Genomic DNA, 25,002 nt, shown 5'->3' with positions numbered 1-25,002 from the left:
TCGGGTGAGAACGACGCCGGGACACTAATCAGGGGCCTGTCTGTTGTTCTGGATGATCAGTCACAACCCTGGACGGAAATCCGGTAGCTGAATCCCGTGGCATTGGGATCGTCATTGGCGCCGATCCGGAAGTTCACCTGGCTGATGCTTTTGCCCTGCACCTGCGTGAAAGGCCCGAACATTCGGCCTGTACCCAGTGGGGGCTGAAGCTGTTCATCCGCCACCTTGAGGTTGCTTCCGTCGCTGAATTTGAGGAACGCTTGAACGGGATAACTGGTTGAGTCGGTGGAGTCGGCCGTGAAAAACAGCTTGAAACTTCTGTAGGGCCGATCCACCACAAAATCGGTGTCCCAGTTGGTGCGACCCACGGCTTTGCCAATCAGGCCCTTGGGACGCTCCACTTTCTTTTTCACGATCGTTTCCCCACCGCCAACCGGTTGGAGAAACGTGCAGGCCGCCTCTGCACCGGCGGGAGTCAGCACCACCGATGCAGCGATGCTGAGCAGGGAGATCAAACGAGACATGGATCGCTTCAGTGGGTTGGTTGGGGGGTGAGTGGCGGCCCTGACTCAAATCGCTCCAACAGCACCTGAACAGGAATCTGGGTGCCGAAGCGGCAGGCGTTGGTTTCGCTGGTGGCGAGGCTGCCGTGTTCCCAGAACTTGTTGCTGCCGTTGCCACCGCCACAGAGGCCGAAGTACTCACAGCCCTTGTGGCAGGTCTCCACACCGCGGGTCATGTCCTCCAGCAGGCGCTGGAACTGGGCTGTCTGCGTGGACTCCACCAGCGAAAGCTCACGGAGGTTGCCCAGGTTGAAGGTGCCGTAGCGGTCGCTGGCGACCGAGAGCAGTTCCGGGTCAAAGGTGGAGAAGTTGCCCTGCCAGTCGACGCTGAGGATCGAGAACGGACGGTTGAGCTCGTTCTGCGTCATGCGCTGGTTGCCCTGAATCAGGGTGATCACCTGATCGAACTCCCGCAGAACCACCGGGTAGCCGTCCTGCTCACTCAGGCGCCAGAAGGCCCGCAGAAAATCGCTGTACTTGGCTTCCATGGCCCCACCCTGCATGGAGGAGGAGGTGTTGATCCCTTCCTGCTCCTCCACGTTGAAGCCGACATCATTGATGCCGTTGTCGCGGAAGAAGCGGTACATCCGCTCCGGCTGCTCCATCGCGTCGGCGGTCACCACCGAGATGCAGTGGAAGGGCACCTCATGGCGATGCAACGCCTCAATGCCTTTCATCGCCATGGCGTGGGAGCCGCGACCGTTGCGGAAGCGCCGATGGGAATCGTGGATGTCCTCCGGCCCATCCACGCTGATGCCCACCACGATGCGGTTGCGGCGGAAGCAATCGCACCAGGCGTCGTTGATCAACGTGGCGTTGGTCTGCACGTGCTGGGTGAACTCCAGCCCGTCGGCACCGTGCTCCTTCAGGCTGCGTTGAAGGATCGCTGTGGCCTGGTCGTACCAGGCCGTCGGCAGGGTGAGCGGCTCGCCCGCATGCCACACAAGAGAGAACTCTGGGCCGGCGTAGGGACTTTCCAGAATGCGACGCACCAGAAGCGGCAGCAGATCAAGGTCAAAGACCCGCTTCTTCTGCCGATCGGGGAGATAGCAATAGGAGCAGTCCAGGTTGCAGAGCGACGTGGACTGAACCACCACCAGGCCGATGGGCCCGAACCGACTGAGGTCGGGCCTTGCTGTTGTGGAGCTGATCACCAGTTGACGAAGCCGCCGCCACCGTTCTTCCAGCCGCCGCCACCATTGCGCCAGCCACCGTGGTAGCCGCCATTGCCCCAGGTGTTGCGACTGTTGCCCCACTTGTTGCCGCCCTTGCCGTTCTTCCACTTACCGGATCCACGGCTGTTGCTGAACTTGTGGCCGCCACCGTTGCCCCATTTGCTCTTGGCGACGAGTTCACCCTCGACGTCGGAGGGATTCAGCAGGTTGCTCCAGTCGCCAGACCTGGCTGCCTCGATGCGCGTCTCGAGGCTGCTCTCCACCTGATCAGGAGCGTTGTAGGTCGAGCTGGCCTCAGCGGTCTGGCAGAGAATGGCGCTGGAGGCGAGCAGGGCCTGAAAGGCGAGCAGGGAGCGTTTCATGACAGAAGAAAAAAAGTGGATGGATAAAGGAGTTGGGCGTTGGATCAGCTGCCGGGGTCAACCGAAGTGGAGATTTCGGCTGTGGTGCTGAGAATCAGGCCATACAAAGATTTGATCGCTTGCTGGGTGAGGCCGACGTTGCTATCGGGTCCGATCCAGCGGTCGATCATTCGACGGGTGCCTGCGTCTCCGTCCATGTAGGCCTGCATCATCTGGCCGATCGCCACGTTGGTGGAAGACAGCAGCTTGCCGCTCTTCTGATTCACGATGCAGCCGATGCCGGATCGTGCATAGGGGCGGAAAGGAAGCAGAGCGCTCTCGTTCGGGCTGCTGTTGGCAGCAAGCCACAGGGTCCCGCCACCGAGGATCGGAACTTCACCTTTGTTGTAGGCGTCGAGTGCCTCATCAGGTCTCTTGAAGGTTTTGAGCGTCACGCCTGGAGCCACGCTTTTCAGCACATTCGCCGCAGGGGTGTCTTGCACCACTCCGACGGTCTGCCCCTTCAGCGAGTCCGGTGTCCCATCGATGGTGGTGTCGAAGGCCGTGAGCAGTCTTGTGCCCCCGATGGCGAAGGGCAGGCTGTAGCTCAACTGGGTTGCTCGACCCCAGGTGAAGGCCACACCGCAGGCGATGTCAGCTTTGCCGCTGATCACCGCACCGACGCCGTCCTTCACCGAGGAGGCCACGCGATAGCTGACCTTGCGTCTCCTGGCCTGGATCCGGATCTGCTCGAGGATGTCTACGCCGAGCCCTTCGTAACCGACGTCGGTCTTCCTGTAGAGGGGGTTGACCTCCTCGAAGATCACCGCTTTGAGCGTTGTGCTCTCCGCTTTCGCTGTTGGCGAGAAGGCCAAGGGAGCAACCATCGCGAGCATGGCCGCCGTTGGTGCCAGGGCCGTGAAAGCGCGCATGCAGACACATCGACTGAATTCTTCTCTAGCGAGAGTCGCTGCATCTAGCAGTCATCCGGACGCCGGCTTGACGATTCACGCTCGATTTGGATCAACGTCACCGCGTCGCGAACTCGGATAGAACACTCCACAGTGATGAGCCTCGATTCCTGAGCTCCTTGATGCGGCAGGTTCTGACTTTTCTGCTGGCGGTTGTTCCATGTTTATGGATGGCGCCTCAAGCTCTGGCCCTCGAGCACAGCTTTGTGGCCCGAGCTGTGGAGAAGGTCGCTCCTGCGGTGGTGCGGATCGACACCGAACGCGCCGTGGAGCGGCAGCCCTTTGATCCAACCCTGATCGACCCGTTGCTGCGAGATCTGCTCGGTGACCCGCCGCTCGGTCAGGAGCGGGAGCGGGGTCAGGGCTCCGGGGTGGTGATCGATTCCGATGGCCTCGTGCTCACCAACGCTCATGTGGTGGAACGTGTCGACACGGTGAGCGTCACCCTTGCCGATGGGCAGCAGCTGGATGGTCAGGTGGTAGGCACGGATTCCGTCACCGATCTGGCTCTGGTCCGGCTGCAGGGTCATGACCTGCCCCCGAAGGCTCCCCTGGGTGATTCTGAAATCATGCAGGTCGGTGACTGGGCGATTGCGCTCGGGACCCCGTTCGGCCTTGAACGCACGGTGACGCTTGGCATCGTCAGCAGTCTTCACCGCAATATCAACAGCCTTGGTTTCGCCGATAAACGACTGGATCTGGTTCAGACCGATGCCGCGATCAACCCGGGCAACTCCGGTGGCCCCCTGGTGAATGGTCAGGGAGAGGTGATCGGCATCAACACCCTGGTCCGCTCTGGTCCAGGTGCCGGCCTCGGCTTTGCCATCCCGATCAACCTTGCCAGGCGTGTTGCTGATCAACTCGAGCAGCAGGGCGAGGTTGTTCATCCCTACATCGGGTTGCAGTTGGTGGCTCTCACGCCCCGGATCGCCAGGGATCACAACCGCGATCCCAACGCTCTGGTGCAGCTGCCTGAACGCGATGGGGCCCTGGTGCAGAGCGTGATGCCCGATGGTCCGTCGGATCGGGCCGGGCTGCGTCGCGGCGATCTGGTCATCGCCGTCGATGATCGGCCTGTTCAGGATCCTCAGGCGCTGCTCGAGGTGGTCGATGCGGCCAGCCTGGGAACACCCCTGCCTTTGAAGCTGCTGCGTAACGGCCGGGAACTCACCTTGTCTGTCAAGCCAGCACCGCTGTCGGAACTCGCCTGAAACCCTTGCTACGGTCGCGTCCTCAAGTTTCGGCTCGATGGCGGATCTCCAGACCCAGATGAAGCAGGCGGTGGCCGACGCTGCCGTTCAGCAGATCCGGGACGGCATGGTGCTTGGTCTGGGTTCCGGATCCACAGCAGCTCTGATGATCAAGGCGCTGGGCGCCAAGCTGGCCAGCGGCGAACTCAAGGACATCGTCGGCGTCACGACCTCGTTTCAGGGAGAGGTGCTGGCGGCTGAGCTGGGCATTTCTCTGCTGAGCCTGAATGCGGTGGAACGCATCGATCTGGCCATCGATGGTGCCGATGAAGTGGATCCCGGTTTTCAGCTGATCAAGGGCGGCGGTGCCTGCCACGTGCAGGAGAAGCTGGTGGCGGCCCGCGCCGATCGGTTCGTCGTGGTGGTGGATTCCACCAAGCTGGTGGAACGTCTCAACCTCGGTTTCCTGCTTCCCGTGGAGGTTCTGCCCGGCGCCTGGCGTCAGGTGCAGCAGCAGTTGGCGTCGATTGGAGGCAGCGCTGAGCTGCGGATGGCGCAGCGCAAGGCCGGTCCGGTGGTCACCGATCAGGGCAATCTCGTGCTCGACGTGAAGATGAACGACGGCATCGATGATCCGGCAGCCCTGGAGCTGGCGATCAACAACATCCCAGGAGTGCTCGAGAACGGCTTGTTCGTCAACCTCACCGATGAAGTGCTGGTCGGAGAGATCAACGATGGAGTGGCTGGCGTTCGCAGTCTGGAGAAGCGCCTCAGCTGAGGCGCCTCCTCACCGAGTCGGCGTGGCTGTGAAGCCCTTCGCTCACGGCCAGCTCCTGAACCGCTGAAGCCGTCGCCTCCAGGGCTGCCTTGTTGAACCCGATCAGAGAGGTGTGGCGCATGAAGGTCTCCACACTCAGTGCACCGCTGAAGCGGGCTGCACCGCAGGTGGGCAGCGTGTGGTTCGGACCGGCGAGATAGTCGCCCACGGCTTCGGGGGACCAGGGCCCAAGGAAGATCGCTCCGGCATGGTGGATGCGATCGGCCAGAGGTTCCGGTCGCTCCACGAGCAGCTCGAGATGCTCCGGCGCGAACCCGTCGCTGAGCCGCGCGCAGGTTTCCAGGTCATCGCAGACCACCACCAGCCCCCAGTTGCCCAGGGAGGCTTCGCAGATCTCCCGGCGGGGGTGCCCCTCGAGCTGGCGTGCGATCTCGTCTCCGATCGTCTCGGCCAGAGCTGCATTGGTGGTGATCAGAACGGCGGCCGCGAGGGGGTCGTGCTCCGCCTGGGCCAGCAGATCCGCAGCCACCTGCGACGGCACCGCGCTCTGGTCGGCGATCACCAGCACTTCGCTGGGTCCTGCCAGGGAATCGATGCCCACCTGGCCGTAGACGGCCTGCTTGGCCAGGGTCACGTACAGATTCCCGGGGCCGCTGATCACATCCACTTTCGGCACGCTTTCGGTGCCGTAAGCCATGGAGGCCACAGCCTGGGCGCCGCCGATCCGCATCACGGTGCGCACGCCGCTGAGGTGGGCTGCGGCGAGCACCACCTGGTTCACCTGACCGTCGGGTCCCGCTGGCGAACAGATCACGATGTCGTTCACACCGGCGACCTTCGCCGGGACGGCGTTCATCAGAACCGTGCTCGGGTAAGCCGCCCGACCCCCTGGCACGTAGAGCCCGGCACGTTCCACGGGTCGCCAGCGCCGACCGAGCTTTTCGCCATGCACTCCCGTGACGGCGATGTCCTGCGGGCGCTGCCGTTGGTGAAATTCCTGAATGCGACGGTGTGCCAGATCGAGGGCATCGCGCAGGTTCTCCGGCAGCTCCCGCCAGGCGCGGCCCAGATCGTCCTTCGGCACCGCGATCGGAACGGGGCGAAAGCGGTCGAAGCGTTCGGTGTACTCAGCAACGGCGGCATCTCCGCGCTGGCGGACATCCTCGAGGATCCCGTCCACCAGAGAGCGGGCCTGCTGCTGACTGCTGCTGACGTTGCGGCTCGCCACGCGAGCCAGCTCCTGCCGGGCCTGCTCCGGGTCCTGCAGAACACGCAGGGGGAAGGGTGCCGGACGGCTCTCAGGCAAGGCTGGATCTCAATGCACGCAGATCAAACTAGAACCCCATTCCGTGATGGCTGTGCCTGCCGGAGAGTATGTTGTTGGATTGTTCGCGACGTCTGCGCCTCAGTGGCCAATAACAACTCATCAAAGAAGCGGATTGAGATCGCCGAGCGCAACCGTCTGCGCAACCGCACCTACAAATCCTCGCTGCGCACTCTGATGAAGCGGTGCTTCAACGCCTGTGATGCCTACAGCACTGCGCCTGGCGACGAAGCCAAGGCCAGCGTGCAGGAGTTGATGCGTGCTGCCTTCAGCAGGATCGACAAGGCCGTGAAGGTGGGTGTGCTGCACCGCAACAACGGCGCCAACCAGAAATCCAGAATCAGCGCTGCGGTCCGCAAGGTGCTTGAGCCGGCCAGCTGAGCGTCCTCACCTGTTCGGACACCGTCAGAATGGAGCTGAAAGCGAGATTCAGCTCCTTTGTCTTCCCCGACGCTGATTGACAGTCACTGCCACATCGTCTTCCGGAACTTCGATGAGGATCTGGATGAGGTGGCATCACGTTGGCGTGAAGCCGGTGTCGGCGCTCTGCTGCACGCCTGCGTCGAGCCGGCTGAAATACCAGCGATCCGAGCCCTGGCCGATCGTTTCCCGGAGATGCGCTACTCGGTGGGTGTTCATCCCCTGGATACCGAGCACTGGGGCGGCGACACGGTGTCGACCCTGCGCCGAGCCGCCCTTGAGGACGATCGTGTGGTGGCGATCGGCGAACTCGGGCTTGATCTGTTCCGGGACAAGAACCTCGAGGAACAGCTGAAGGTGCTGCGCCCGCAGCTGGATCTGGCGGTCGAGCTGGGTCTGCCCGTGATCATTCACTGCCGAGATGCGGCCGAACCGATGCTGGCGGAACTGCGAGCCCGCCAGAGCGAGGGGCGTTGCCCTGCCGGGGTGATGCACTGCTGGGGGGGAACGCCCGAAGAGATGCATGGGTTTCTGGATCTGGGCTTTCACATCAGCTTCAGCGGCACGGTGACCTTCCCCAAGGCCGTTCCGACCCACGATTGTGCCCGCCAGGTTCCTGAAGACCGTTTTCTGGTGGAAACCGATTGCCCGTTCCTGGCGCCGGTGCCCCGTCGCGGCAAACGCAACGAGCCCGCATTCGTGGCGGCTGTCGCGGCTCGGGTCGCCGAGTTGCGAGGCGTCGACCTGGAGGTCGTGGCGGCCCAGAGCACGGCGAACGCCCGCCGGTTGTTTGGCCTTCCCTGACAGACCGAAGCTGTTTCCTGACATAGGCCCTCCGATATGTAAGATGTCGTATTGGCCTGGTCAGGGAGCGGCTTGCCGTCTCCACCGACCCCGAAGCGTCCATTTCCTTCCGGTGAACTTGTCGTCGTCAGCTGATCTGACCCGCGATCTCTGAGCTCAACTGCGGCGCTGTCGGCCCTCTGCGGAGGGGCGGCAGCCGCCGCTTTTGCTGTCTCGGATTGCTTGTTGTCCGCTGTGACGGTCTGTCCAGGCCTCTTGTCCATTCGTCCTCTCTGCCGGTCCCCGCATGAGCAGCAGCGCGATTCAGGTCGCCAAGACCGCCACCTACCTCCCTGACCTGGTGGAGGTGCAGCGGGCCAGCTTCAAGTGGTTTCTGGATCAGGGACTGATCGAGGAGCTTGAGAGCTTCTCTCCCATCACGGATTACACCGGCAAGCTGGAGCTGCACTTCATCGGCAGCGAGTACCGCCTGAAGCGCCCCCGCCATGACGTGGAAGAGGCGAAGCGTCGCGATGCGACCTTTGCCTCACAGATGTATGTCACCTGCCGGCTGGTCAACAAGGAGACCGGCGAGATCAAGGAGCAGGAAGTGTTCATCGGCGAACTGCCGTTGATGACCGAACGCGGCACGTTCATCATCAACGGCGCCGAGCGGGTGATCGTTAATCAGATCGTGCGCAGTCCGGGTGTCTATTTCAAGGATGAAATGGACAAGAACGGCCGCCGTACCTACAACGCCAGCGTCATTCCCAACCGCGGTGCCTGGCTGAAGTTCGAGACCGATAAGAACGATCTGCTGCACGTTCGTGTTGACAAGACGCGCAAGATCAACGCCCACGTGCTGATGCGTGCGATGGGGCTGTCTGATAACGACGTTCTCGACAAACTGCGTCACCCAGAGGCTTACAAGAAGTCCATCGATGCCGCGAATGATGAGGGCATCAGTTCCGAGGATCAGGCACTTCTCGAGCTCTACAAGAAGCTGCGTCCCGGTGAACCGCCCTCCGTCAGTGGTGGTCAGCAGCTGTTGCAGACCCGCTTCTTCGACCCCAAGCGCTACGACCTCGGCCGGGTCGGCCGCTACAAGATCAACAAGAAGCTGCGTCTCACCATCCCAGACACGGTGCGCACCCTCACCCATGAGGACGTGCTCTCCACCCTCGACTATCTGATCAACCTCGGGCTGGATGTCGGCGGCGCCGTGCTCGATGACATCGATCACCTCGGGAACCGCCGCGTCCGCTCCGTTGGAGAGCTCCTCCAGAACCAGGTCCGGGTCGGACTCAACCGCCTGGAGCGGATTATTAAGGAGCGGATGACCGTCGGCGAGACCGATTCACTCACCCCCGCCCAGCTGGTGAACCCCAAGCCGCTGGTGGCGGCGATCAAGGAGTTCTTCGGCTCCAGCCAGCTGAGCCAGTTCATGGATCAGACGAATCCGCTGGCGGAGCTGACGCACAAACGACGCATTTCCGCCCTTGGACCCGGCGGTCTGACCCGTGAGCGGGCCGGCTTCGCCGTTCGAGACATCCACCCCTCCCACTACGGCCGTCTCTGCCCGATCGAGACGCCGGAAGGGCCGAATGCCGGACTGATCAACTCCCTGGCGACCCACGCCCGGGTGAACGAGTACGGCTTCATCGAAACCCCCTTCTGGCGGGTCGAGAACGGTGTCGTGCGCAAGGACGGCGATCCCATCTACCTTTCAGCAGACCGTGAAGATGAGGTGCGCGTCGCGCCCGGTGACGTGGCCACCGACGACGACGGACGGATCAAGGCCGATCTGATTCCGGTGCGCTACCGCCAGGACTTCGAGAAAGTTCCTCCGGAGCAGGTCGACTACGTCGCCCTTTCACCAGTGCAGGTGATCTCGGTTGCTGCCTCGCTGATTCCGTTCCTGGAGCATGACGACGCCAACCGTGCCCTGATGGGATCCAACATGCAGCGTCAGGCTGTCCCGCTGCTGCGTCCTGAGCGGGCCCTGGTGGGAACTGGTCTGGAGACCCAGGTGGCCCGTGACTCCGGCATGGTGCCGATCTCCCGGGTCAACGGAACGGTCACCTTCGTCGACGCCACCGCGATCGTGGTGCAGGACGAGGACGGCAATGATCACAACCACTTCCTCCAGAAGTATCAGCGCTCCAACCAGGACACCTGTCTCAACCACCGTCCGATCGTCCGCTGCGGTGATCAGGTGATCGTCGGGCAGGTGCTGGCGGATGGTTCCGCCTGTGAGGGCGGTGAGATCGCCCTCGGTCAGAACGTCTTGATCGCCTACATGCCCTGGGAGGGATACAACTTCGAAGACGCGCTGCTTGTCAGCGAGCGTCTGGTCACCGATGACCTGTACACCTCGGTGCACATCGAGAAGTACGAGATCGAAGCCCGTCAGACCAAGCTCGGACCGGAAGAGATCACCAGGGAGATCCCCAACGTTGCCGAGGAGAGCCTGGGCAATCTCGATGAAATGGGCATCATCCGGGTTGGAGCCTTCGTTGAGAGCGGCGACATCCTGGTCGGCAAGGTCACTCCCAAAGGGGAATCCGATCAGCCTCCGGAAGAGAAGCTGCTGCGCGCGATCTTCGGTGAGAAGGCCCGTGATGTGCGCGACAACTCCCTGCGAGTGCCGGGCACCGAGCGCGGTCGCGTTGTGGATGTGCGGATCTACACCCGCGAGCAGGGCGATGAGCTTCCGCCCGGCGCCAACATGGTGGTGAGGGTCTATGTGGCGCAGCGCCGCAAGATCCAGGTGGGCGACAAGATGGCCGGCCGCCACGGCAACAAGGGCATCATCAGCCGCATCCTTCCTCGGGAGGACATGCCTTACCTGCCGGATGGCACCCCGGTTGACATCTGCCTCAACCCTCTGGGTGTGCCCAGCCGCATGAATGTGGGCCAGGTGTTCGAGCTGTTGATGGGCTGGGCCGCGTCCAATCTCGACTGCCGGGTGCGCGTGGTGCCCTTCGATGAGATGCACGGTGCTGAGATGTCTCAGCAAACCTGCGAAGTCTTTCTGAAGGAGGCCGCCAAGCAACCCGGAAAAGACTGGGTCTATGCCCCCGATGATCCCGGCAAGCTCGTGCTGCGGGATGGCCGCACCGGTCTTCCCTTCGATCAGCCTGTGGCTGTGGGCTATTCCCACTTCCTCAAGCTGGTGCACCTCGTGGACGACAAGATCCACGCCCGCTCCACCGGCCCCTATTCCCTGGTCACGCAGCAACCCCTGGGCGGCAAGGCCCAGCAGGGTGGTCAGCGTCTGGGCGAGATGGAGGTGTGGGCTCTGGAGGCCTACGGCGCTGATTACACCCTCCAGGAATTGCTCACCGTCAAGTCCGACGACATGCAGGGTCGCAACGAGGCGCTCAACGCGATCGTCAAAGGCAAGCCGATCCCCCGTCCCGGCACGCCGGAGTCGTTCAAGGTGCTGATGCGCGAGCTTCAGTCGCTCGGCCTGGACATCGCGGTGTACACCGATGAAGGCAAGGAGGTGGATCTGATGCAGGACGTGAACCCGCGTCGCAGCACACCGAGCCGCCCGACCTACGAATCCCTCGGCGTCGCGGATTACGACGAGGACTGACGGACCGACCTGATCAAACCGACTGACAGCCCTTCCTTCCCCCTCCGTCCATGACCAACAGCAACCTCCGCACCGAGAACCACTTCGACTACGTCAAGATCACGCTCGCGTCACCTGAACGGGTGATGGAGTGGGGCCAGCGCACCTTGCCCAACGGCCAGGTGGTGGGCGAGGTCACCAAACCGGAGACCATCAACTACCGCACCCTGAAGCCCGAAATGGACGGGCTGTTCTGCGAAAAGATCTTCGGTCCCTCCAAGGACTGGGAATGCCACTGCGGCAAGTACAAGCGTGTCCGTCACCGCGGCATCGTCTGCGAGCGCTGCGGCGTTGAGGTCACCGAGAGTCGGGTGCGCCGCCATCGCATGGGCTTCATCAAGCTGGCGGCCCCGGTGTCACACGTCTGGTACCTGAAGGGCATCCCCAGCTACGTGGCGATCCTGCTGGACATGCCTCTGCGGGATGTGGAGCAGATCGTCTACTTCAACTGCTATGTGGTGCTGGATCCAGGCGATCACAAGGATCTCAAGTACAAGCAGCTGCTCACCGAGGACGAGTGGCTGGAGATCGAGGACGAGATCTACGCCGAGGAATCCGAAATCGAGAACGAGCCCGTGGTGGGCATCGGTGCCGAGGCCCTCAAGCAGCTGCTTGAGGACCTCACGCTGGATGAGGTGGCCGAACAGCTGCGGGAGGAGATCAACGGCAGCAAGGGGCAGAAGCGGGCCAAGCTGATCAAGCGCCTGCGGGTGATCGACAACTTCATTGCGACCAGTGCCCGTCCCGAGTGGATGGTGCTGGATGTGATCCCCGTGATTCCCCCAGACCTGCGCCCGATGGTGCAGCTCGACGGTGGTCGCTTCGCCACCAGTGATCTCAACGATCTCTACCGGCGGGTGATCAACCGCAACAACCGTCTGGCAAGGCTTCAGGAGATCCTGGCCCCTGAAATCATCGTCCGCAACGAGAAGCGGATGCTGCAGGAGGCCGTCGACGCCCTGATCGACAACGGCCGTCGCGGCCGCACTGTGGTGGGTGCCAACAACCGGCCGCTGAAATCACTCAGCGACATCATCGAGGGCAAGCAGGGTCGCTTCCGTCAGAACCTGCTCGGTAAGCGGGTCGATTACTCCGGTCGTTCCGTGATCGTGGTCGGGCCGAAGCTGAAGATGCACCAGTGCGGTCTGCCCAAGGAGATGGCGATCGAGCTGTTCCAGCCGTTCGTCATTCACCGTCTGATCCGTCAGAACATCGTCAACAACATCAAGGCGGCCAAGAAGCTGATTCAGCGGGCCGACGATGAGGTGATGCAGGTGCTGCAGGAGGTGATCGAGGGGCACCCGATCATGCTGAACCGGGCACCGACGCTGCACCGCCTCGGTATCCAGGCCTTCGAACCGAAGCTGGTGGATGGCCGGGCGATTCAGCTCCATCCGCTCGTCTGCCCAGCGTTCAACGCTGACTTCGACGGCGACCAGATGGCCGTGCACGTTCCTCTGGCGATCGAAGCGCAGACCGAGGCGCGCATGCTGATGCTGGCCAGCAACAACATCCTCTCGCCCGCCACGGGAGAACCGATCATCACGCCGTCCCAGGACATGGTGCTCGGCTCGTATTACCTCACCGCTCTCCGGCCTGAGTCCCAGCAGCCCGAGTTCGGGGATCGCAGCCGCACCTTCGCCGACCTTGAAGATGTCATCCATGCCTTCGAGGACAAGCGCATCGATCTGCACGAGTGGGTCTGGGTCCGCTTCAACGGTGAAGTCGAGGACAAGGACGAGCTCGAGGAGCCGATCAAGGCCGAAGACCTCGGCGACGGCACCCGTATCGAGCAATGGAGCTACCGCCGTGATCGCTTTGACGAGGACGGCGCTCTGATCAGCCGTTATCTGCTCACCACCGTTGGACGTGTGGTGATGAATCACACCATCATCGGCGCTGTGGCCGCCGCCTGACCCTCCCGTCTTCCCGAACGTCCCTTCTCCTGATCTGCGCGCAGCCATGACCACTTCCAAGTCCCGCAAGTCCTCCAAGGCGGCCAAGGCGGCCAAGGACGCCACCCCAGCTCCTGAGAGCGCATCCCGTCCACTGGCCAAGACCCCGCCGCCGTTCCGAAACCACGTCGTCGACAAGCGGGCTCTCAAGCAGCTGGTGGCCTGGGCCTACAAGAACCACGGCACGGCTGTGACCGCCGAGATGGCGGACAAGCTCAAGGATCTCGGCTTCCGCTATGCCACCCAGGCGGCCGTGTCCATTTCCGTGGAGGACCTGCGCGTTCCGGAGGCCAAGAAGGACCTGCTCGGTCAGGCGGAGGAGCAGATCACCGCCACGGAGGAGCGCTACCGGCTGGGAGAGATCACTGAGGTGGAACGCCATACCAAGGTGATCGACACCTGGACGGAGACCAACGAGCGTCTGGTGGACGCGGTGAAGAAGAACTTCAACCAGAACGCGCCGCTGAACTCGGTCTGGATGATGGCCAACTCCGGTGCCCGGGGAAACATGTCCCAGGTGCGTCAGCTGGTGGGCATGCGGGGCCTGATGGCGAACCCGCAGGGCGAGATCATCGACCTCCCGATCCGCACCAATTTCCGTGAGGGTCTGACGGTCACCGAGTACGTGATCTCCTCCTACGGAGCTCGCAAGGGTCTGGTGGACACCGCCCTGCGGACGGCTGACTCCGGCTACCTCACCCGTCGTCTGGTGGACGTGGCTCAGGATGTGATCGTCCGTGAGGACGACTGCGGCACGATGCGTCACATCGTGGTGGAGGCCGAGGACGGTCGCTACGGCAAGCGCCTGGTCGGTCGCCTCACCGCCGCGCAGGTGGTGAGCGCCGACGGTGAGGTGCTCGCGGAGCGCAACACCGAGATCGATCCACCCCTCTCCTCAAAGTTCGAGAAGGCCGGCATCACCGCCGTCAGCGTCCGTTCCCCGCTCACCTGCGAGGCCAACCGCTCGGTTTGCCGCAAGTGCTACGGCTGGGCACTGGCCCACAACGAACTGGTCGACCTCGGCGAAGCCGTCGGCATCATCGCCGCCCAGTCCATCGGTGAGCCCGGCACGCAGCTGACGATGCGCACCTTCCACACCGGGGGTGTGTCCACGGCGGAAACGGGTGTGGTGCGCTCCACCATCGCCGGAACCGTTGATTTCTCCGCCAAAGCCAGGGTGCGTCCCTACCGCACGCCCCATGGGGTCGAGGCTCAGCAGGCGGAGGTGGATTTCAACCTCACCATCAAGCCTTCGGGCAAGGGCAAGGCCCAGAAGATCGAAGTCACCAACGGTTCCCTGCTGTTCGTTGACAACGGCCAGACCATCGACACGGACGTGACCGTCGCTCAGATCGCCGCGGCTGCGGTGAAGAAGAGCGTGGAGAAGGCGACCAAGGATGTGATCTGCGATCTGGCTGGTCAGGTCCGCTACGAGGACAAGATCCAGCCGAAGGAGGTCACCGACCGCCAGGGCAACATCACCGTCAAGGCCCAGCGGCTGGGCCGGATGTGGGTGCTGGCTGGCGATGTCTACAACCTGCCTCCCAACGCGCAGCCCGTTGTCGGCAGTCAGAGCTCCGTCGTCGAAGGCCAGGTGCTGGCGGAAGCCAGCCAGCGCAGTGAGTACGGCGGCGAGGTGCGTCTGCGCGATTCCATCGGTGACTCCCGTGAGGTTCAGATCGTCACCACGGCGATGACCCTTAAGGACTTCAAGCTGCTGGAGGAATCCACGCACTCCGGTGAGATCTGGAATCTGGAAGCCAAGGACGGCACCCGTTATCGCCTCAACACCATCCCCGGCAGCAAGATCGGCTCCGGTGAGGTGATCGCCGAGCTGGCGGATGACCGGTTCCGCACCCAGACCGGTGGTCTGGTGCGCTTCGCGCCCGGTCTGGCGATCAAGAAGGCCCGCTCCGCCAAGAACGGCTACGAGGTGAACAAAGGCGGCACCCTGCTCTGGATCCCCCAGGAGACCCATGAGATCAACAAGGACATTTCTCTGTTGATGATCACGGACGGTCAGTGGATCGAGGCCGGCACCGAAGTGGTGAAGGACATCTTCAGCCAGACCGCCGGCATCGTCACCGTCACCCAGAAGAACGACATCCTGCGCGAGATCATCGTCCGCGGCGGTGAATTCCACCTCTCCAGCGACAGCAAGGCACTGGAGCGTTTCGAGGGCGATGGCCAGATGGTCAACCCCGGCGAGGAGATCTCCAAGGGGCTCAGCTCTGAAGAGATGCGCTTCGTCCAGACCGTCGAGACCCCTGAAGGCAAGGGCCTGCTGCTGCGTCCGGTGGAGGAATACACCATCCCCAACGAAGCCCAGCTGCCCGAGCTGTCTCATGTGAAGCAGGCCAACGGCCCGCATCTCGGCATCAAGGCTACCCAGCGCCTCGCCTTCAAGGACGGCGAACTGATCAAGTCCGTCGAGGGCGTTGAACTGCTCAAGACCCAGCTGCTGCTCGAGACCTTCGACACCACACCGCAGATGACGGTGGATGTGGAGAAGGCCCCGGACAAACGGGCCAAGACCATCTCAAGGCTGCGCCTGGTGATCCTTGAGTCGATCCTCGTGCGTCGCGACACGATGTCCGACTCCAGCCACGGCTCCACCCACACGGAGCTTCAGGTGGAGGATGGCATTTCCGTGAAGGCCGGCGACGTGGTCGCCACCACGCAGATCCTCTGCAAGCAGGCGGGTGTGGCTCAGCTCCCCGAAGCCACCGAAGCCGAGCCGGTACGACGCATGATCGTCGAGCGTCCTGAAGACACCACCACCCTCACCACCAGCGGCACACCTCTGGTGAGCGTCGGTCAGCGCATCGTCGACGGTGATCTGCTCGCCGACGGGGAACCCGCCAGCTGCTGCGGCGAAGTCGAAAAGGTGGAGGGCAAGGCCATCACCCTGCGACTGGGCCGTCCGTACATGGTGTCGCCGGATTCCCTGCTTCACGTGCGCGACAGCGAACTGGTGCAGCGCGGCGACGGTTTGGCTCTGCTGGTGTTCGAACGTCAGAAGACCGGCGACATCGTTCAGGGTCTGCCCCGGATCGAGGAACTGCTCGAAGCCCGTCGCCCCAGGGAATCCGCCGTGCTCTGCAAGAAGCCCGGCACCGTGGAGATCAAGCAGGACGACGAGTCGATCACGGTCACGGTGATCGAGGCCGATGACGCCATCGGTGAGTACCCGATCTTGCTGGGCCGCAACGTGATGGTCAGCAACGGCCAGCAGGTGACCGCCGGTGAGCTGCTAACCGATGGTCCGATCAATCCACACGAGTTGCTGGAGTGCTTCTTCGAGGATCTGCGCAGCCGCAAACCGCTGATGGAAGGGGCTCAGGAGGCGATCGCCAACCTGCAGCACCGCCTGGTGACCGAGGTGCAGAACGTCTACAAGTCCCAGGGCGTCTCCATCGATGACAAGCACATCGAGGTGATCGTGCGTCAGATGACCAGCAAGGTGCGGGTCGAGGATGCCGGCGACACCACCCTGCTGCCCGGCGAACTGATCGAGTTGCGTCAGGTGGAGGACACCAACCAGGCGATGGCCATCACCGGTGGCGCCCCTGCGGAGTTCACGCCGGTGCTTCTGGGCATCACCAAGGCGTCCCTGAACACCGACAGCTTCATCTCCGCGGCTTCCTTCCAGGAGACCACCCGGGTGCTCACCGAAGCCGCCATCGAAGGCAAGAGCGACTGGCTGCGCGGCCTCAAGGAGAACGTGATCATCGGTCGCCTGATCCCTGCCGGTACAGGCTTCAGCGGTTTCGAGGAGGAGCTGCAGAAAGAGGCCGGTCCTCATCCGGACATCCTTTCGGAAGATCCCAGCGGCTACCGCCGCATGCAGAACCTTCGTCCCGACTACACCGTGGACATGCCTCCGGCAGCCAGCTCCACGGCGGTTCTGGATGACCCCAGCGAAGAGGATCTCGAGGCCACCCGCACCCGCCACAACATCGATCCCTCCACCAGCAACTTCGCCGCGTTCGCTCGCCCCGACGCCGACAATGAGCTGAAGGAGGAGCAGGTTGTTGATGCCGAAGCCGTCGAAGGTCTTCAGGAGGAAGGCCTGCTCTCCGACGATTGATCCCGCTCACGACCCCGTTCCAAGCTGACCCGACATGCTTCAACCCACTGAGATCCCGCAGCGCCGCCTGCCGCGCTACGGCTTCCACGGTCACACCGAGAGGCTGAACGGTCGCATGGCGATGCTTGGATTCATCGCCCTTCTGGCTGTGGAGATCAAACTCGGCCACGGTCTGCTGGTCTGGTGAGCAGCGCACTGCTCGGCCGCAGCGCGGCCGAGCTTGAGGACTGGGCTGTGGCTCAGGGGCAGCCGGCCTTCCGTGGGCGGCAGCTGCACGACTGGATCTATGCCAAGGGAGCCCATTCCCTGGCAGACATCACCGTGCTGCCCAAGGCCTGGCGATCATCGTTGAGCGAAGCGGGTGCCAGGGTCGGGCGTCTCAGGCAGGTTCACCGTTCGGTGGCTGCTGACGCCACCACCAAGCTGCTGCTGTCCACCGATGACGGCGAGACGATCGAAACGGTTGGGATTCCCACCGACCAGCGCCTGACGGTCTGCGTCTCCAGCCAGGTGGGCTGTCCGATGGCCTGCCGGTTCTGCGCCACCGGCAAAGGGGGGCTGCAGCGATCCCTCGAGACCCACGAGATCGTCGATCAGGTGCTGAGCGTGCGCGAGGCCATGGATCGCCGCCCCTCCCACATCGTGTTCATGGGCATGGGGGAACCGCTGCTCAACAGCCCTGCGGTGCTTGATGCGATCCGTTGCCTCAACGATGACCTCGGCATCGGACAACGCCGCATCACCGTCAGCACCGTTGGTGTGCCCCGCACCCTGCCGCAGCTGGCGGAACTGGCCCTCGAGCGGCTGGGTCGCGCCCAGTTCACCCTCGCCGTCAGCCTGCATGCCCCCAATCAACAGCTGCGCGAGGAGCTGATCCCCACCGCGAGCACCTACCCCTACGACGCTCTGCTGGAGGATTGCCGTCACTATCTGGCGGTGACCGGCCGTCGCGTCAGCTTCGAATACATTCTGCTCGGGACGCTCAACGACCGACCTGAGCACGCCGAAGAGCTGGCCGATCGGGTCGGCGGCTTTCAGAGCCACGTGAATCTGATCGCTTACAACCCGATCGTGGAGGAGGAGTTCCAGCGCCCCACCCCTCAGCGGATCCATGCGTTCCGTCGCGTTCTCGAGCGCCGCGGAGTGGCGGTGAGCCTGCGGGCCAGCCGAGGTCTGGATCAGAACGCCGCCTGTGGTCAGCTCAGGCGACAGATGCGGGAAACTTCTGCGAGCTGAGACCTGTTCATGGCGGCGATCGATTGGGTCCTGCTGATCGCCTATCTGGTCATGACCCTCGTGCTCGGGTTGTGGCTGGCGCGTCGCAATCGCGGCGAGGACGATTACTTCGTTGCCGGGCGTCGGCTCAGCGGCTGGCTGGCTGGTGCCTCCATGGCCGCCACCACCTTCTCGATCGACACGCCGCTCTATGTCGCCGGGCTGGTGGGGTCCCGCGGCCTTGCCGGTAACTGGGAGTGGTGGAGTTTCGGGCTGGCCCACGTCGCGATGGCGGTGGTCTTCGCTCCGCTCTGGCGTCGCAGCGGTGTGCTCACCGACGCCGCCTTCACGGAACTGCGCTACGGCGGGGCCGCTGCCGCATGGCTGCGGGGCATCAAGGCCTTCCTGCTGGCTTTGCCGGTGAACTGCATCGGCATCGGTTACGCCTTTCTTGCGCTGCGCAAGGTTGTTGAAGCGCTCGGCATCGTGTCCGGCCAGCCGGCTGCTCTGGGCATCACCGACACCGTCTGGCTGCTCGCGGTGGTGGCCCTGCTTGTGATCAGTTACACCGTCGCCGGCGGGCTCTGGGCGGTGGTGGTCACGGATCTGATTCAGTTGCTGCTGGCCCTCGTCGGTGCTCTGGTCGTCGCGGTGGCGGCGCTGCGGGCTGCCGGCGGTATGGATGCTCTGCTCAGTCAGCTGCAGGATCTCGGTCGCCCGGAGCTGCTGAGCCTGGTGCCCTGGAGCTGGCAGGACGGCGGCATCCGCTGGCTGGAGGGTGCCGGCATCAGCGTGCCGATGTTCACCGCCTACCTCGCGGTGCAGTGGTGGAGTTTCCGTCGCAGCGACGGTGGCGGTGAATTCATCCAACGCATGCTCGCCACCCGTGATGAGCAACAGGCCCGGCTGGCCGGCTGGGTGTTTCTGGTGGTCAACTACCTGATCCGGAGCTGGCTCTGGGTGGTGGTGGCGCTGGCCGCCGTGGTGCTGCTGCCCGAGCAGGCCGACAGCGAGCTGAGCTACCCCGCGCTGGCTGTTCAGCTGCTGCCGCCGGTGGCCCTCGGCCTTGTGGTGGTCTCCCTGGTGGCGGCCTTCATGAGCACGGTCAGTACATCGGTGAACTGGGGAGCCAGCTACCTCACTCATGACCTCTACCAGCGGTTCCTGAGGCCCCGTGCCGGCTCCCGTGAACTGTTGCTGATCGGTCAGCTGACCACCGTGCTGCTGCTGCTGCTCGGTGTGATCACCGCTCTGGTGAGCGACAGCATCGGCTCGGTGTTCCGCCTGGTGATCGCCATCGGATCCGGGCCTGGGGTGGTGCTGGTGCTGCGTTGGTTCTGGTGGCGTGTGAATGCGGCGGCGGAGCTGGCGGCCATGCTCTGCGGTTTCGGGGTCGGTCTGCTCACCTCGGTCATCCCCCTGGTGCGCATCGACGACTACGGCATTCGCCTGACGGTGATCACCGGAGTCTCCGCAGTGGTCTGGCTGACGGCTCTTCTGCTCGCACCGCCCGAATCGGACGAGGTGCTCGAGCGCTTCGTCCGCCAGGTGCGTCCTCCCGGTCCGGGCTGGGCCCGGTTGCGGCAGCGGGTCGGGGTCACCCCGCTCGAGACTCTGCCGGCGCTGCTGCGGCGATTCCTTCTGGCCAATGGGGTGCTGTTCGGTGGTCTGCTGGGCACCGGCGCCTTTCTGCTGCATCAGCACTTGGCCGGCTGGAGCGGGCTTGCCCTTCTGGTGCTCTGTGTGCTGCTGCTTCGGCGCTCGAATCAGCAGAATGCCGCCACCAGCCCGTAAGCCTTGGCCTTTTTCCGATCCACTCTGTTGCCGGTCCTGATCGTGCTCCTCTTCGCCCTGGCTCTGGTGGCGGTGAGTGCCCGCATCTGGCTGCCCGGAGACATGCTGGCCCCGGCGCCGGTCGGCTGAGCCGGAGCAGACCCGCCCTACGATCGCTGCCATGACCGACGCCTCACCACGGGATCAGGGCCTCGCAGGCCTGTCGCTCGATCCGGAGCTGCTGGCCAGGGAGCTGGCGGCGGAACAGGACGGAGACCCGTTGGATGCGATCGCCATCGATGACGGAGAGGAACATTCGCTCGATGTGGCCAGGGCCTGTGATCAGGGCCTGATCCTGCTCACGCAGAGTCACGATCAGCGGCTGCAGGGCTTGCAGGTGTTCTGTGAGCACCGCGACCCGAGGGCCGTGCCGCTGCTGCTGCCCCTGTTGCAACGTCCCTGCCCGGTTGAGCGGATGAGCGCCGTCTATTCCTTAGGACGCAACCCTTCGCCTCCGGCTGTGCAGCCGCTGCTGCAACTGCTTCAGATCGACAGCAACGCCTATGTCCGCAAGGCGGCGGCCTGGAGCCTGGGCAATTACCCCGACGCGCCGGTGCTGAATCCACTGATGCAGGCGCTGCAGACCGATGTGGCCGCGGTCCGTCTCTGGTGTCCGGGATCCCTGGCCGAGGCCGGCAGTCGCTCGGCATCCAAGGCTGATCCCGCCGCCGGTCAGTTGCTCAGCAGTCTGCGCATCGATAGCGAACCCGTAGTCCGCAGCAACTGCATCTGGGCTCTCGGGAGACTCCATGAGCAGCTGGTGCCTCCCCGTCAGCAGGAGATCGTTGAGGCCATCGTTGAATCCCTCTTGCAGGACAGCGAGGCGTCCGTGCGGGACGAAGCCCGCACGGCGCTCGAACAGCTGGAGGACCCGGGTGTCATCGAGCGGCTTCAGGCCCTGATCGAAGAAGGATTTCTCCACTGATCAGCGATCCATCGGTCTGTTACGTCTGAGCCAACAGACCCGTAACAACCCAACTAGCATGCGTGCCTCAACACGGCTTCAGCATGCCCCAACGCACGCTCCGCTTCACCATCCGGCCTGACGGTCGGGTCGAAGAGCGGGTCGAAGGGGTGGCAGGAGAAGCGTGTCAGCAGCTCACCGAAAGCCTGGAGGCTGCCCTCGGGACTGTCGAACGGCAGGAACCAACAGGTGAGGCTTTTCTCCAGCCCGAAGTTCAGTCCCAGACCCTTCCCGCACACCTCCACTGATGTCGCACTTCAGCACCGTCAAGACCGAATTGCGTCAGATCGAGCCCCTGGTTCAGGCCCTTGAGGATCTGGGTCTGTCTCCTGAGAAGGGTCAACGTCCAGTGCGCGGCTACCGGGGCCAGACCGTCACAACGGATCTCGCGGTGACCATGGATCAGGGGGGCGACCTCGGCTTCCAATGGAATGCTTCGACCGGAGCCTTCGAGCTGGTGACCGATCTGGATCTCTGGAAGCAGCGGATTCCTGTTGAACGCTTCCTGGCTCAGCTCACCCAGCGCTATGCCCTCAACACCGTGCTGGCAGCTTCCCTGCGCGAAGGGTTTCAGGTGGCCGAGCAGACCAACGCCCAGGACGGCTCCATCGAGCTGGTTGTCACGCGCTGGGACGCCTGATCCTGACTGATCCATCTCTCGCCTTTGAGGCACCGTCCAAGCTTCCGGACGCCCCCAGCGGTCGCGAACCGATGCTGGGTGGAGCGTTGAGGGAGCGGGCGGTCTGGGTGGATGAGGCGGTGTGCATCGGGTGCCGCTACTGCGCCCATGTCGCCACTAACACCTTCGTGGTGGAACAGAGTTTCGGGCGCTCCCGTGCCATCCGTCAGGACGGTGACAGCAGTGAGCGGATTCAGGAGGCGATCGACACCTGTCCGGTGGACTGCATCCATTGGGTTCCCTTCGAGGAACTCGATGAGCTGCGTGACCAGCTGGCCTGTCAGCACCTCCAGCCGCTGGGCATGCCTTCAGCGGTGCGCAAGCGTCGCATCAAGCCGAGACACACCGCGTGAGCACCCCGCTGCCCACCAGGCGTTTCGGGCGAACCGAGCTGCCGATGCCCGTGCTCTCCCTCGGTGGCATGCGGTTTCAGCAGAGCTGGAGTGATCTGCCTGCTGAACAGATCACCGATGCCTCCCAGACCAATCTGCTGCGCACGCTTCAGCGGGCCGTGGACCACGGTTTTCACCATGTGGAGACCGCCCGTCATTACGGCAGCTCGGAACGGCAGCTCGGCTGGGCCTTGCCGGACATTTCCGATCCGCACCGCATCCTGCAGAGCAAGGTTCCACCGCGCGACGATCCCAAAGAGTTCGAGGATCTGCTCTCGCTCACCTTCGAACGGCTGGGTCGCGATCGTCTGGAGCTGCTGGCCATCCATGGCATCAATCAACCGCGGCATCTTGATCTGGCTCTGCGTTCCGGGGGCTGTCTGGAGGTGGTGCGCCGCTGGCAGAAGGACGGGCGCATCGGTCATGTGGGGTTCTCCACCCATGGCCCCGTCGATCTGATCGCGACCGCCTGCGACAGCGGAGCGTTCGATTACGTCAACCTTCACTGGTATTACATCCGTCAGGACAACAGTCCGGCTCTCGACGCCGCCCGACGCCAGGACATGGGGGTGTTCATCATCAGCCCCACCGACAAGGGCGGCCATCTGCACAGCCCCTCGGATCGCCTAATCGAACTCTGCGCTCCGCTGCACCCGATCGTCTTCAACGACCTCTTCTGCCTCCGTGACCCACGGGTGCACACCATCAGTGTCGGAGCCTCGTGTCCCTCGGATCTCGATCGGCACCTCGAAGCGGTGCAGAGGCTTCCGGATGCCGCCGAGCTGATCGGGCCGGTGCATGCCCGGCTGCAGGCCGCCGCCCTCTCAAGTCTGGGTGCTCACTGGCTCTCCAGCTGGCAGGTGGGCCTGCCCAGCTGGCAGCAGACTCCCGGGGAGATCAATCTGCCCGTGCTGCTCTGGCTCCATAACCTGCTTGAGGCCTGGGATCTGGAGCAGTACGCCAGAACGCGCTACCGACTCCTCGGCCAGGGGGGGCACTGGTTCCCCGGCGCCAACGCCGATCCCCTCGACGCTGATGTCAGCGAGCAGGACCTGCGCTCCGTGCTGGGGACGAGTCCCTGGCGTGATCGCATTCCGTCGTTGCTGCGGCGACTGCGTGATCGCCTCGCCGGTGAGCCGCAGCGTCGTCTGATCAGCGTCTGAGCGACCGACGTCAACTCCCTAGCGGCAGTTTGCCGGGCACGCCCACAGCTCGGGGGAAGCCTGACGGGCAGGGACCGTCCTGTTGCAGCCGCAGCAGGTGGCGAATGCCCCGATCGCCTGGCAGCTGCTGCTGTTGCACCTCTGTGATCCGCGCCTTGAGATCCCGCAGGGCCCTCTGCAGTTCCCGGCCGTCAGCCTCGCTCCACTGACCGCGGTACAGCAGGGCCTGGCCGCTCGGTTGCAGCAGCGGAACCAGATACTCCGCCACCACCGGTGCCGCGGCCACCGCCCGTGCCATGGCCAGGTCGAACATGCCTCGACAGCGCCTGTCTCGTCCGGTGGTTTCGACCCGCTCGGTGCGAACGCTCACCCGTTCCGAGAGTCCGAGGGATCGGGCCATCTCCGCAACGGCCGCCGTCTTGCGCCCGACCGAATCCACCAGGGTGAGTCGCGCATGGGGAAGGGCGATCGCCACGGCGAGGCCGGGGAAGCCTCCGCCGGTGCCCACATCGATGCACTGCAGCGGCCGGTCGGCTCGCTGCAGCTCCCTGCCCAGTGGCCAGAGGCTGTCGAAGATCTGGTTGATCCAGAAGTCATCGCCTTCCACAAGCCGGGTCAGATTGACGCGGTCGTTCCATTCCCGCAGCAGCTCCTGCAGCGTCAGGAACTGCTGCTGTTGCTCTGGTGTGGGGGTCCAGTCCAGAACCTGCCAGAGCTCCGCTCCCGGGTTGGAGGGGTCAGGCATCAACCGTCAGCACGACTGTTCCTAGATTGAATTGCCGCCGAACCCACCGTGCCGGAGACGCCCTCCTGTCACTACGCACGGCTCGGGGTGTCCGTCCGGGCCGATCCGGAACAGTTGCGTCAGGCCTTCCGTCGTCAGAGCAAGACTCTGCATCCGGACACCACAGCGCTTCCCGCCGAGTTGGCCGCGCAGCGCTTTCAGCAGTTGCGTGAGTCGTATGAGCTGCTGGCGGATCCCGCGCGACGTCGCCTGTACGACGAACAGCGGCTGAAACGGACCATCGCTCCGCTGGCGGCCGCTCCGGACCGTCGGGACAGCTGGCAGGGGATCGGGGAGCGGCGTCCCCTCTCCGGAGGTGAATGGTTCTCGCTGGTGCTGCTGACGCTGGCGCTGCTGGTGTGCCTGGTGTTCGGACTCGGTGTGGCGGCCCTGCAGGGACGTGACTGGCAGGTCTCACCGGGCTGGCTCACGGATGAGCAGACTCGGGACAACGCCGCAGCCCCGCCATCGCATGTCAGACCTGCCAACGCAGAGCACACCGCTGAATCAGCACTCCATCCGGGCGCTTGAGCAGTGGCTGGATTCCCTGGGGGCCTCGAGGGTTGATGGCGATCCCTGTCTCTGGTCGTTGGTCACGCCTGAATGGACCGCAGAGCTGCAGCTGGAGAGGGAGGATCTGCGGGTGGCCTGGCAGCGCCCGGATCAGGCCGATCGCGTCTGCTCCCTCCCCTACGGCCTGTCGCGAGCGGATGTGGAGGCGGCGATCCAGGCCGGGCCCTGA

At 63.8% G+C, this 25,002-nt stretch carries 24 protein-coding genes; 18 read left to right on the top strand and 6 right to left on the bottom strand.

Annotated features, from left to right (window positions below):
* Positions 1–56: 56 nt before the first annotated feature.
* The 4 genes from SynA15127_RS10025 to grrP are packed head-to-tail and all read right to left on the bottom strand — an operon-like array spanning position 57 to position 3,011.
* Positions 57–524: a hypothetical protein gene (locus tag SynA15127_RS10025; protein ID WP_186483975.1), complete on the bottom strand. Its 468-nt coding sequence runs from the start codon at positions 522–524 to the stop codon at positions 57–59.
* Positions 525–532: 8 nt separating this feature from the next.
* The gene (grrM, locus tag SynA15127_RS10020; RefSeq protein ID WP_370593979.1) at positions 533–1,717 is read right to left on the bottom strand and encodes a cyclophane-forming radical SAM/SPASM peptide maturase GrrM/OscB; all 1,185 of its coding nucleotides are present in this window, start codon (positions 1,715–1,717) and stop codon (positions 533–535) included.
* Positions 1,714–2,100: a GrrA/OscA1 family cyclophane-containing rSAM-modified RiPP gene (gene grrA / locus SynA15127_RS10015; protein ID WP_186483974.1), complete on the bottom strand. Its 387-nt coding sequence runs from the start codon at positions 2,098–2,100 to the stop codon at positions 1,714–1,716. Before grrA ends, grrM begins: the two co-directional genes overlap by 4 nt.
* 44 nt (positions 2,101–2,144) lie before the next feature.
* The gene (gene grrP / locus SynA15127_RS10010) at positions 2,145–3,011 is read right to left on the bottom strand and encodes an extracellular substrate binding-like orphan protein GrrP (RefSeq protein WP_186483973.1); all 867 of its coding nucleotides are present in this window, start codon (positions 3,009–3,011) and stop codon (positions 2,145–2,147) included.
* Between the two features lie 209 nt (positions 3,012–3,220).
* Here grrP and SynA15127_RS10005 point away from each other — a divergent pair, with 209 nt between their 5' ends.
* Together SynA15127_RS10005 and rpiA are read left to right on the top strand one after the other, a co-directional pair.
* Positions 3,221–4,261, top strand: coding sequence for a trypsin-like peptidase domain-containing protein (locus SynA15127_RS10005; protein WP_255475467.1), 1,041 nt, complete (start codon positions 3,221–3,223; stop codon positions 4,259–4,261).
* 37 nt (positions 4,262–4,298) lie between these two features.
* Positions 4,299–5,018: a ribose-5-phosphate isomerase RpiA gene (gene rpiA / locus SynA15127_RS10000; protein WP_186483970.1), complete on the top strand. Its 720-nt coding sequence runs from the start codon at positions 4,299–4,301 to the stop codon at positions 5,016–5,018.
* Here the strand turns inward: rpiA and hisD are convergent.
* Positions 5,011–6,324 (bottom strand): histidinol dehydrogenase, encoded by a 1,314-nt coding sequence (gene hisD, locus SynA15127_RS09995; protein ID WP_186483968.1) that lies wholly within the window; start codon positions 6,322–6,324, stop codon positions 5,011–5,013. The genes rpiA and hisD overlap by 8 nt on opposite strands.
* Before the next feature lie 102 nt (positions 6,325–6,426).
* Here hisD and rpsT point away from each other — a divergent pair, with 102 nt between their 5' ends.
* From rpsT to SynA15127_RS09930, 14 genes are all read left to right on the top strand, one after another.
* Positions 6,427–6,723 carry a 30S ribosomal protein S20 gene (gene rpsT / locus SynA15127_RS09990; RefSeq protein ID WP_186483967.1) on the top strand — a complete coding sequence of 99 codons (297 nt, stop codon included), beginning with the start codon at positions 6,427–6,429 and terminating at the stop codon, positions 6,721–6,723.
* A gap of 57 nt (positions 6,724–6,780) precedes the next feature.
* The gene (locus tag SynA15127_RS09985; RefSeq protein WP_186483965.1) at positions 6,781–7,566 is read left to right on the top strand and encodes a TatD family hydrolase; all 786 of its coding nucleotides are present in this window, start codon (positions 6,781–6,783) and stop codon (positions 7,564–7,566) included.
* Between the two features lie 286 nt (positions 7,567–7,852).
* Positions 7,853–11,146, top strand: a complete 3,294-nt coding sequence (gene rpoB / locus SynA15127_RS09980; RefSeq protein WP_186483964.1) for a DNA-directed RNA polymerase subunit beta — start codon at positions 7,853–7,855, stop codon at positions 11,144–11,146.
* 50 nt (positions 11,147–11,196) lie between these two features.
* The gene (locus SynA15127_RS09975; protein WP_186483962.1) at positions 11,197–13,101 is read left to right on the top strand and encodes a DNA-directed RNA polymerase subunit gamma; all 1,905 of its coding nucleotides are present in this window, start codon (positions 11,197–11,199) and stop codon (positions 13,099–13,101) included.
* A 46-nt stretch (positions 13,102–13,147) separates the two neighbouring features.
* Positions 13,148–17,230, top strand: a complete 4,083-nt coding sequence (locus SynA15127_RS09970) for a DNA-directed RNA polymerase subunit beta' (RefSeq protein WP_186483961.1) — start codon at positions 13,148–13,150, stop codon at positions 17,228–17,230.
* A gap of 34 nt (positions 17,231–17,264) precedes the next feature.
* Entirely contained in the window at positions 17,265–17,417 is a 153-nt protein-coding gene (locus tag SynA15127_RS09965) for a high light inducible protein (RefSeq protein ID WP_043692364.1), read from the top strand.
* Positions 17,414–18,466 carry a 23S rRNA (adenine(2503)-C(2))-methyltransferase RlmN gene (gene rlmN / locus SynA15127_RS09960; protein ID WP_186483959.1) on the top strand — a complete coding sequence of 351 codons (1,053 nt, stop codon included), beginning with the start codon at positions 17,414–17,416 and terminating at the stop codon, positions 18,464–18,466. The genes SynA15127_RS09965 and rlmN overlap by 4 nt, the downstream gene beginning before the upstream one ends.
* A gap of 9 nt (positions 18,467–18,475) precedes the next feature.
* The gene (locus tag SynA15127_RS09955) at positions 18,476–20,239 is read left to right on the top strand and encodes a sodium:solute symporter family protein (protein ID WP_186483957.1); all 1,764 of its coding nucleotides are present in this window, start codon (positions 18,476–18,478) and stop codon (positions 20,237–20,239) included.
* Positions 20,240–20,242: 3 nt separating this feature from the next.
* The gene (locus SynA15127_RS13580; protein WP_255475466.1) at positions 20,243–20,368 is read left to right on the top strand and encodes a hypothetical protein; all 126 of its coding nucleotides are present in this window, start codon (positions 20,243–20,245) and stop codon (positions 20,366–20,368) included.
* Positions 20,369–20,399: 31 nt separating this feature from the next.
* Positions 20,400–21,203: a HEAT repeat domain-containing protein gene (locus tag SynA15127_RS09950; protein WP_186483956.1), complete on the top strand. Its 804-nt coding sequence runs from the start codon at positions 20,400–20,402 to the stop codon at positions 21,201–21,203.
* A gap of 83 nt (positions 21,204–21,286) precedes the next feature.
* Positions 21,287–21,490: a DUF2997 domain-containing protein gene (locus SynA15127_RS09945; RefSeq protein WP_043692349.1), complete on the top strand. Its 204-nt coding sequence runs from the start codon at positions 21,287–21,289 to the stop codon at positions 21,488–21,490.
* A complete protein-coding gene (locus SynA15127_RS09940; RefSeq protein ID WP_186483955.1) occupies positions 21,490–21,882 on the top strand; it encodes a DUF1257 domain-containing protein in 393 nt (130 codons plus the stop codon). The genes SynA15127_RS09945 and SynA15127_RS09940 overlap by 1 nt, the downstream gene beginning before the upstream one ends.
* Positions 21,883–21,884: 2 nt before the next feature.
* The gene (locus tag SynA15127_RS09935; RefSeq protein ID WP_255475659.1) at positions 21,885–22,274 is read left to right on the top strand and encodes a ferredoxin; all 390 of its coding nucleotides are present in this window, start codon (positions 21,885–21,887) and stop codon (positions 22,272–22,274) included.
* A 44-nt stretch (positions 22,275–22,318) separates the two neighbouring features.
* Positions 22,319–23,476: an aldo/keto reductase gene (locus SynA15127_RS09930; RefSeq protein ID WP_186485686.1), complete on the top strand. Its 1,158-nt coding sequence runs from the start codon at positions 22,319–22,321 to the stop codon at positions 23,474–23,476.
* Positions 23,477–23,486: 10 nt separating this feature from the next.
* Here SynA15127_RS09930 and rsmG read toward each other — a convergent pair whose 3' ends face one another.
* A complete protein-coding gene (gene rsmG / locus SynA15127_RS09925; protein WP_186483951.1) occupies positions 23,487–24,221 on the bottom strand; it encodes a 16S rRNA (guanine(527)-N(7))-methyltransferase RsmG in 735 nt (244 codons plus the stop codon).
* Between the two features lie 48 nt (positions 24,222–24,269).
* On the opposite strand from rsmG, the gene SynA15127_RS09920 reads away from it, so the two are divergent.
* Both SynA15127_RS09920 and SynA15127_RS09915 read left to right on the top strand, forming a co-directional pair.
* Positions 24,270–24,791 (top strand): J domain-containing protein, encoded by a 522-nt coding sequence (locus tag SynA15127_RS09920; protein ID WP_255475465.1) that lies wholly within the window; start codon positions 24,270–24,272, stop codon positions 24,789–24,791.
* Positions 24,733–25,002, top strand: coding sequence for a DUF3143 domain-containing protein (locus SynA15127_RS09915; RefSeq protein WP_186483949.1), 270 nt, complete (start codon positions 24,733–24,735; stop codon positions 25,000–25,002). The genes SynA15127_RS09920 and SynA15127_RS09915 overlap by 59 nt, the downstream gene beginning before the upstream one ends.

This window comes from Synechococcus sp. A15-127, assembly GCF_014280215.1.
Lineage (GTDB): Bacteria > Cyanobacteriota > Cyanobacteriia > PCC-6307 > Cyanobiaceae > Parasynechococcus.
This window is presented reverse-complemented; position numbering and strand designations above follow the sequence as displayed.

What these genes read in the sequence shown, in the direction of transcription:
- grrA (WP_186483974.1), bottom strand. Translation starts at nt 2,100, where the DNA reads ATGAAACGCTCCCTGCTCGCCTTTCAGGCCCTGCTCGCCTCCAGCGCC.
- SynA15127_RS09965 (WP_043692364.1), top strand. Translation starts at nt 17,265, where the DNA reads ATGCTTCAACCCACTGAGATCCCGCAGCGCCGCCTGCCGCGCTACGGC.
- SynA15127_RS09975 (WP_186483962.1), top strand. Translation starts at nt 11,197, where the DNA reads ATGACCAACAGCAACCTCCGCACCGAGAACCACTTCGACTACGTCAAG.
- SynA15127_RS10005 (WP_255475467.1), top strand. Translation starts at nt 3,221, where the DNA reads ATGGCGCCTCAAGCTCTGGCCCTCGAGCACAGCTTTGTGGCCCGAGCT.
- rpiA (WP_186483970.1), top strand. Translation starts at nt 4,299, where the DNA reads ATGGCGGATCTCCAGACCCAGATGAAGCAGGCGGTGGCCGACGCTGCC.
- rpoB (WP_186483964.1), top strand. Translation starts at nt 7,853, where the DNA reads ATGAGCAGCAGCGCGATTCAGGTCGCCAAGACCGCCACCTACCTCCCT.
- SynA15127_RS09970 (WP_186483961.1), top strand. Translation starts at nt 13,148, where the DNA reads ATGACCACTTCCAAGTCCCGCAAGTCCTCCAAGGCGGCCAAGGCGGCC.
- SynA15127_RS09915 (WP_186483949.1), top strand. Translation starts at nt 24,733, where the DNA reads ATGTCAGACCTGCCAACGCAGAGCACACCGCTGAATCAGCACTCCATC.
- SynA15127_RS09945 (WP_043692349.1), top strand. Translation starts at nt 21,287, where the DNA reads ATGCCCCAACGCACGCTCCGCTTCACCATCCGGCCTGACGGTCGGGTC.
- SynA15127_RS09930 (WP_186485686.1), top strand. Translation starts at nt 22,319, where the DNA reads ATGCCCGTGCTCTCCCTCGGTGGCATGCGGTTTCAGCAGAGCTGGAGT.
- grrP (WP_186483973.1), bottom strand. Translation starts at nt 3,011, where the DNA reads ATGCGCGCTTTCACGGCCCTGGCACCAACGGCGGCCATGCTCGCGATG.
- SynA15127_RS09940 (WP_186483955.1), top strand. Translation starts at nt 21,490, where the DNA reads ATGTCGCACTTCAGCACCGTCAAGACCGAATTGCGTCAGATCGAGCCC.
- SynA15127_RS09950 (WP_186483956.1), top strand. Translation starts at nt 20,400, where the DNA reads ATGACCGACGCCTCACCACGGGATCAGGGCCTCGCAGGCCTGTCGCTC.
- SynA15127_RS09955 (WP_186483957.1), top strand. Translation starts at nt 18,476, where the DNA reads ATGGCGGCGATCGATTGGGTCCTGCTGATCGCCTATCTGGTCATGACC.
- rsmG (WP_186483951.1), bottom strand. Translation starts at nt 24,221, where the DNA reads ATGCCTGACCCCTCCAACCCGGGAGCGGAGCTCTGGCAGGTTCTGGAC.
- SynA15127_RS10025 (WP_186483975.1), bottom strand. Translation starts at nt 524, where the DNA reads ATGTCTCGTTTGATCTCCCTGCTCAGCATCGCTGCATCGGTGGTGCTG.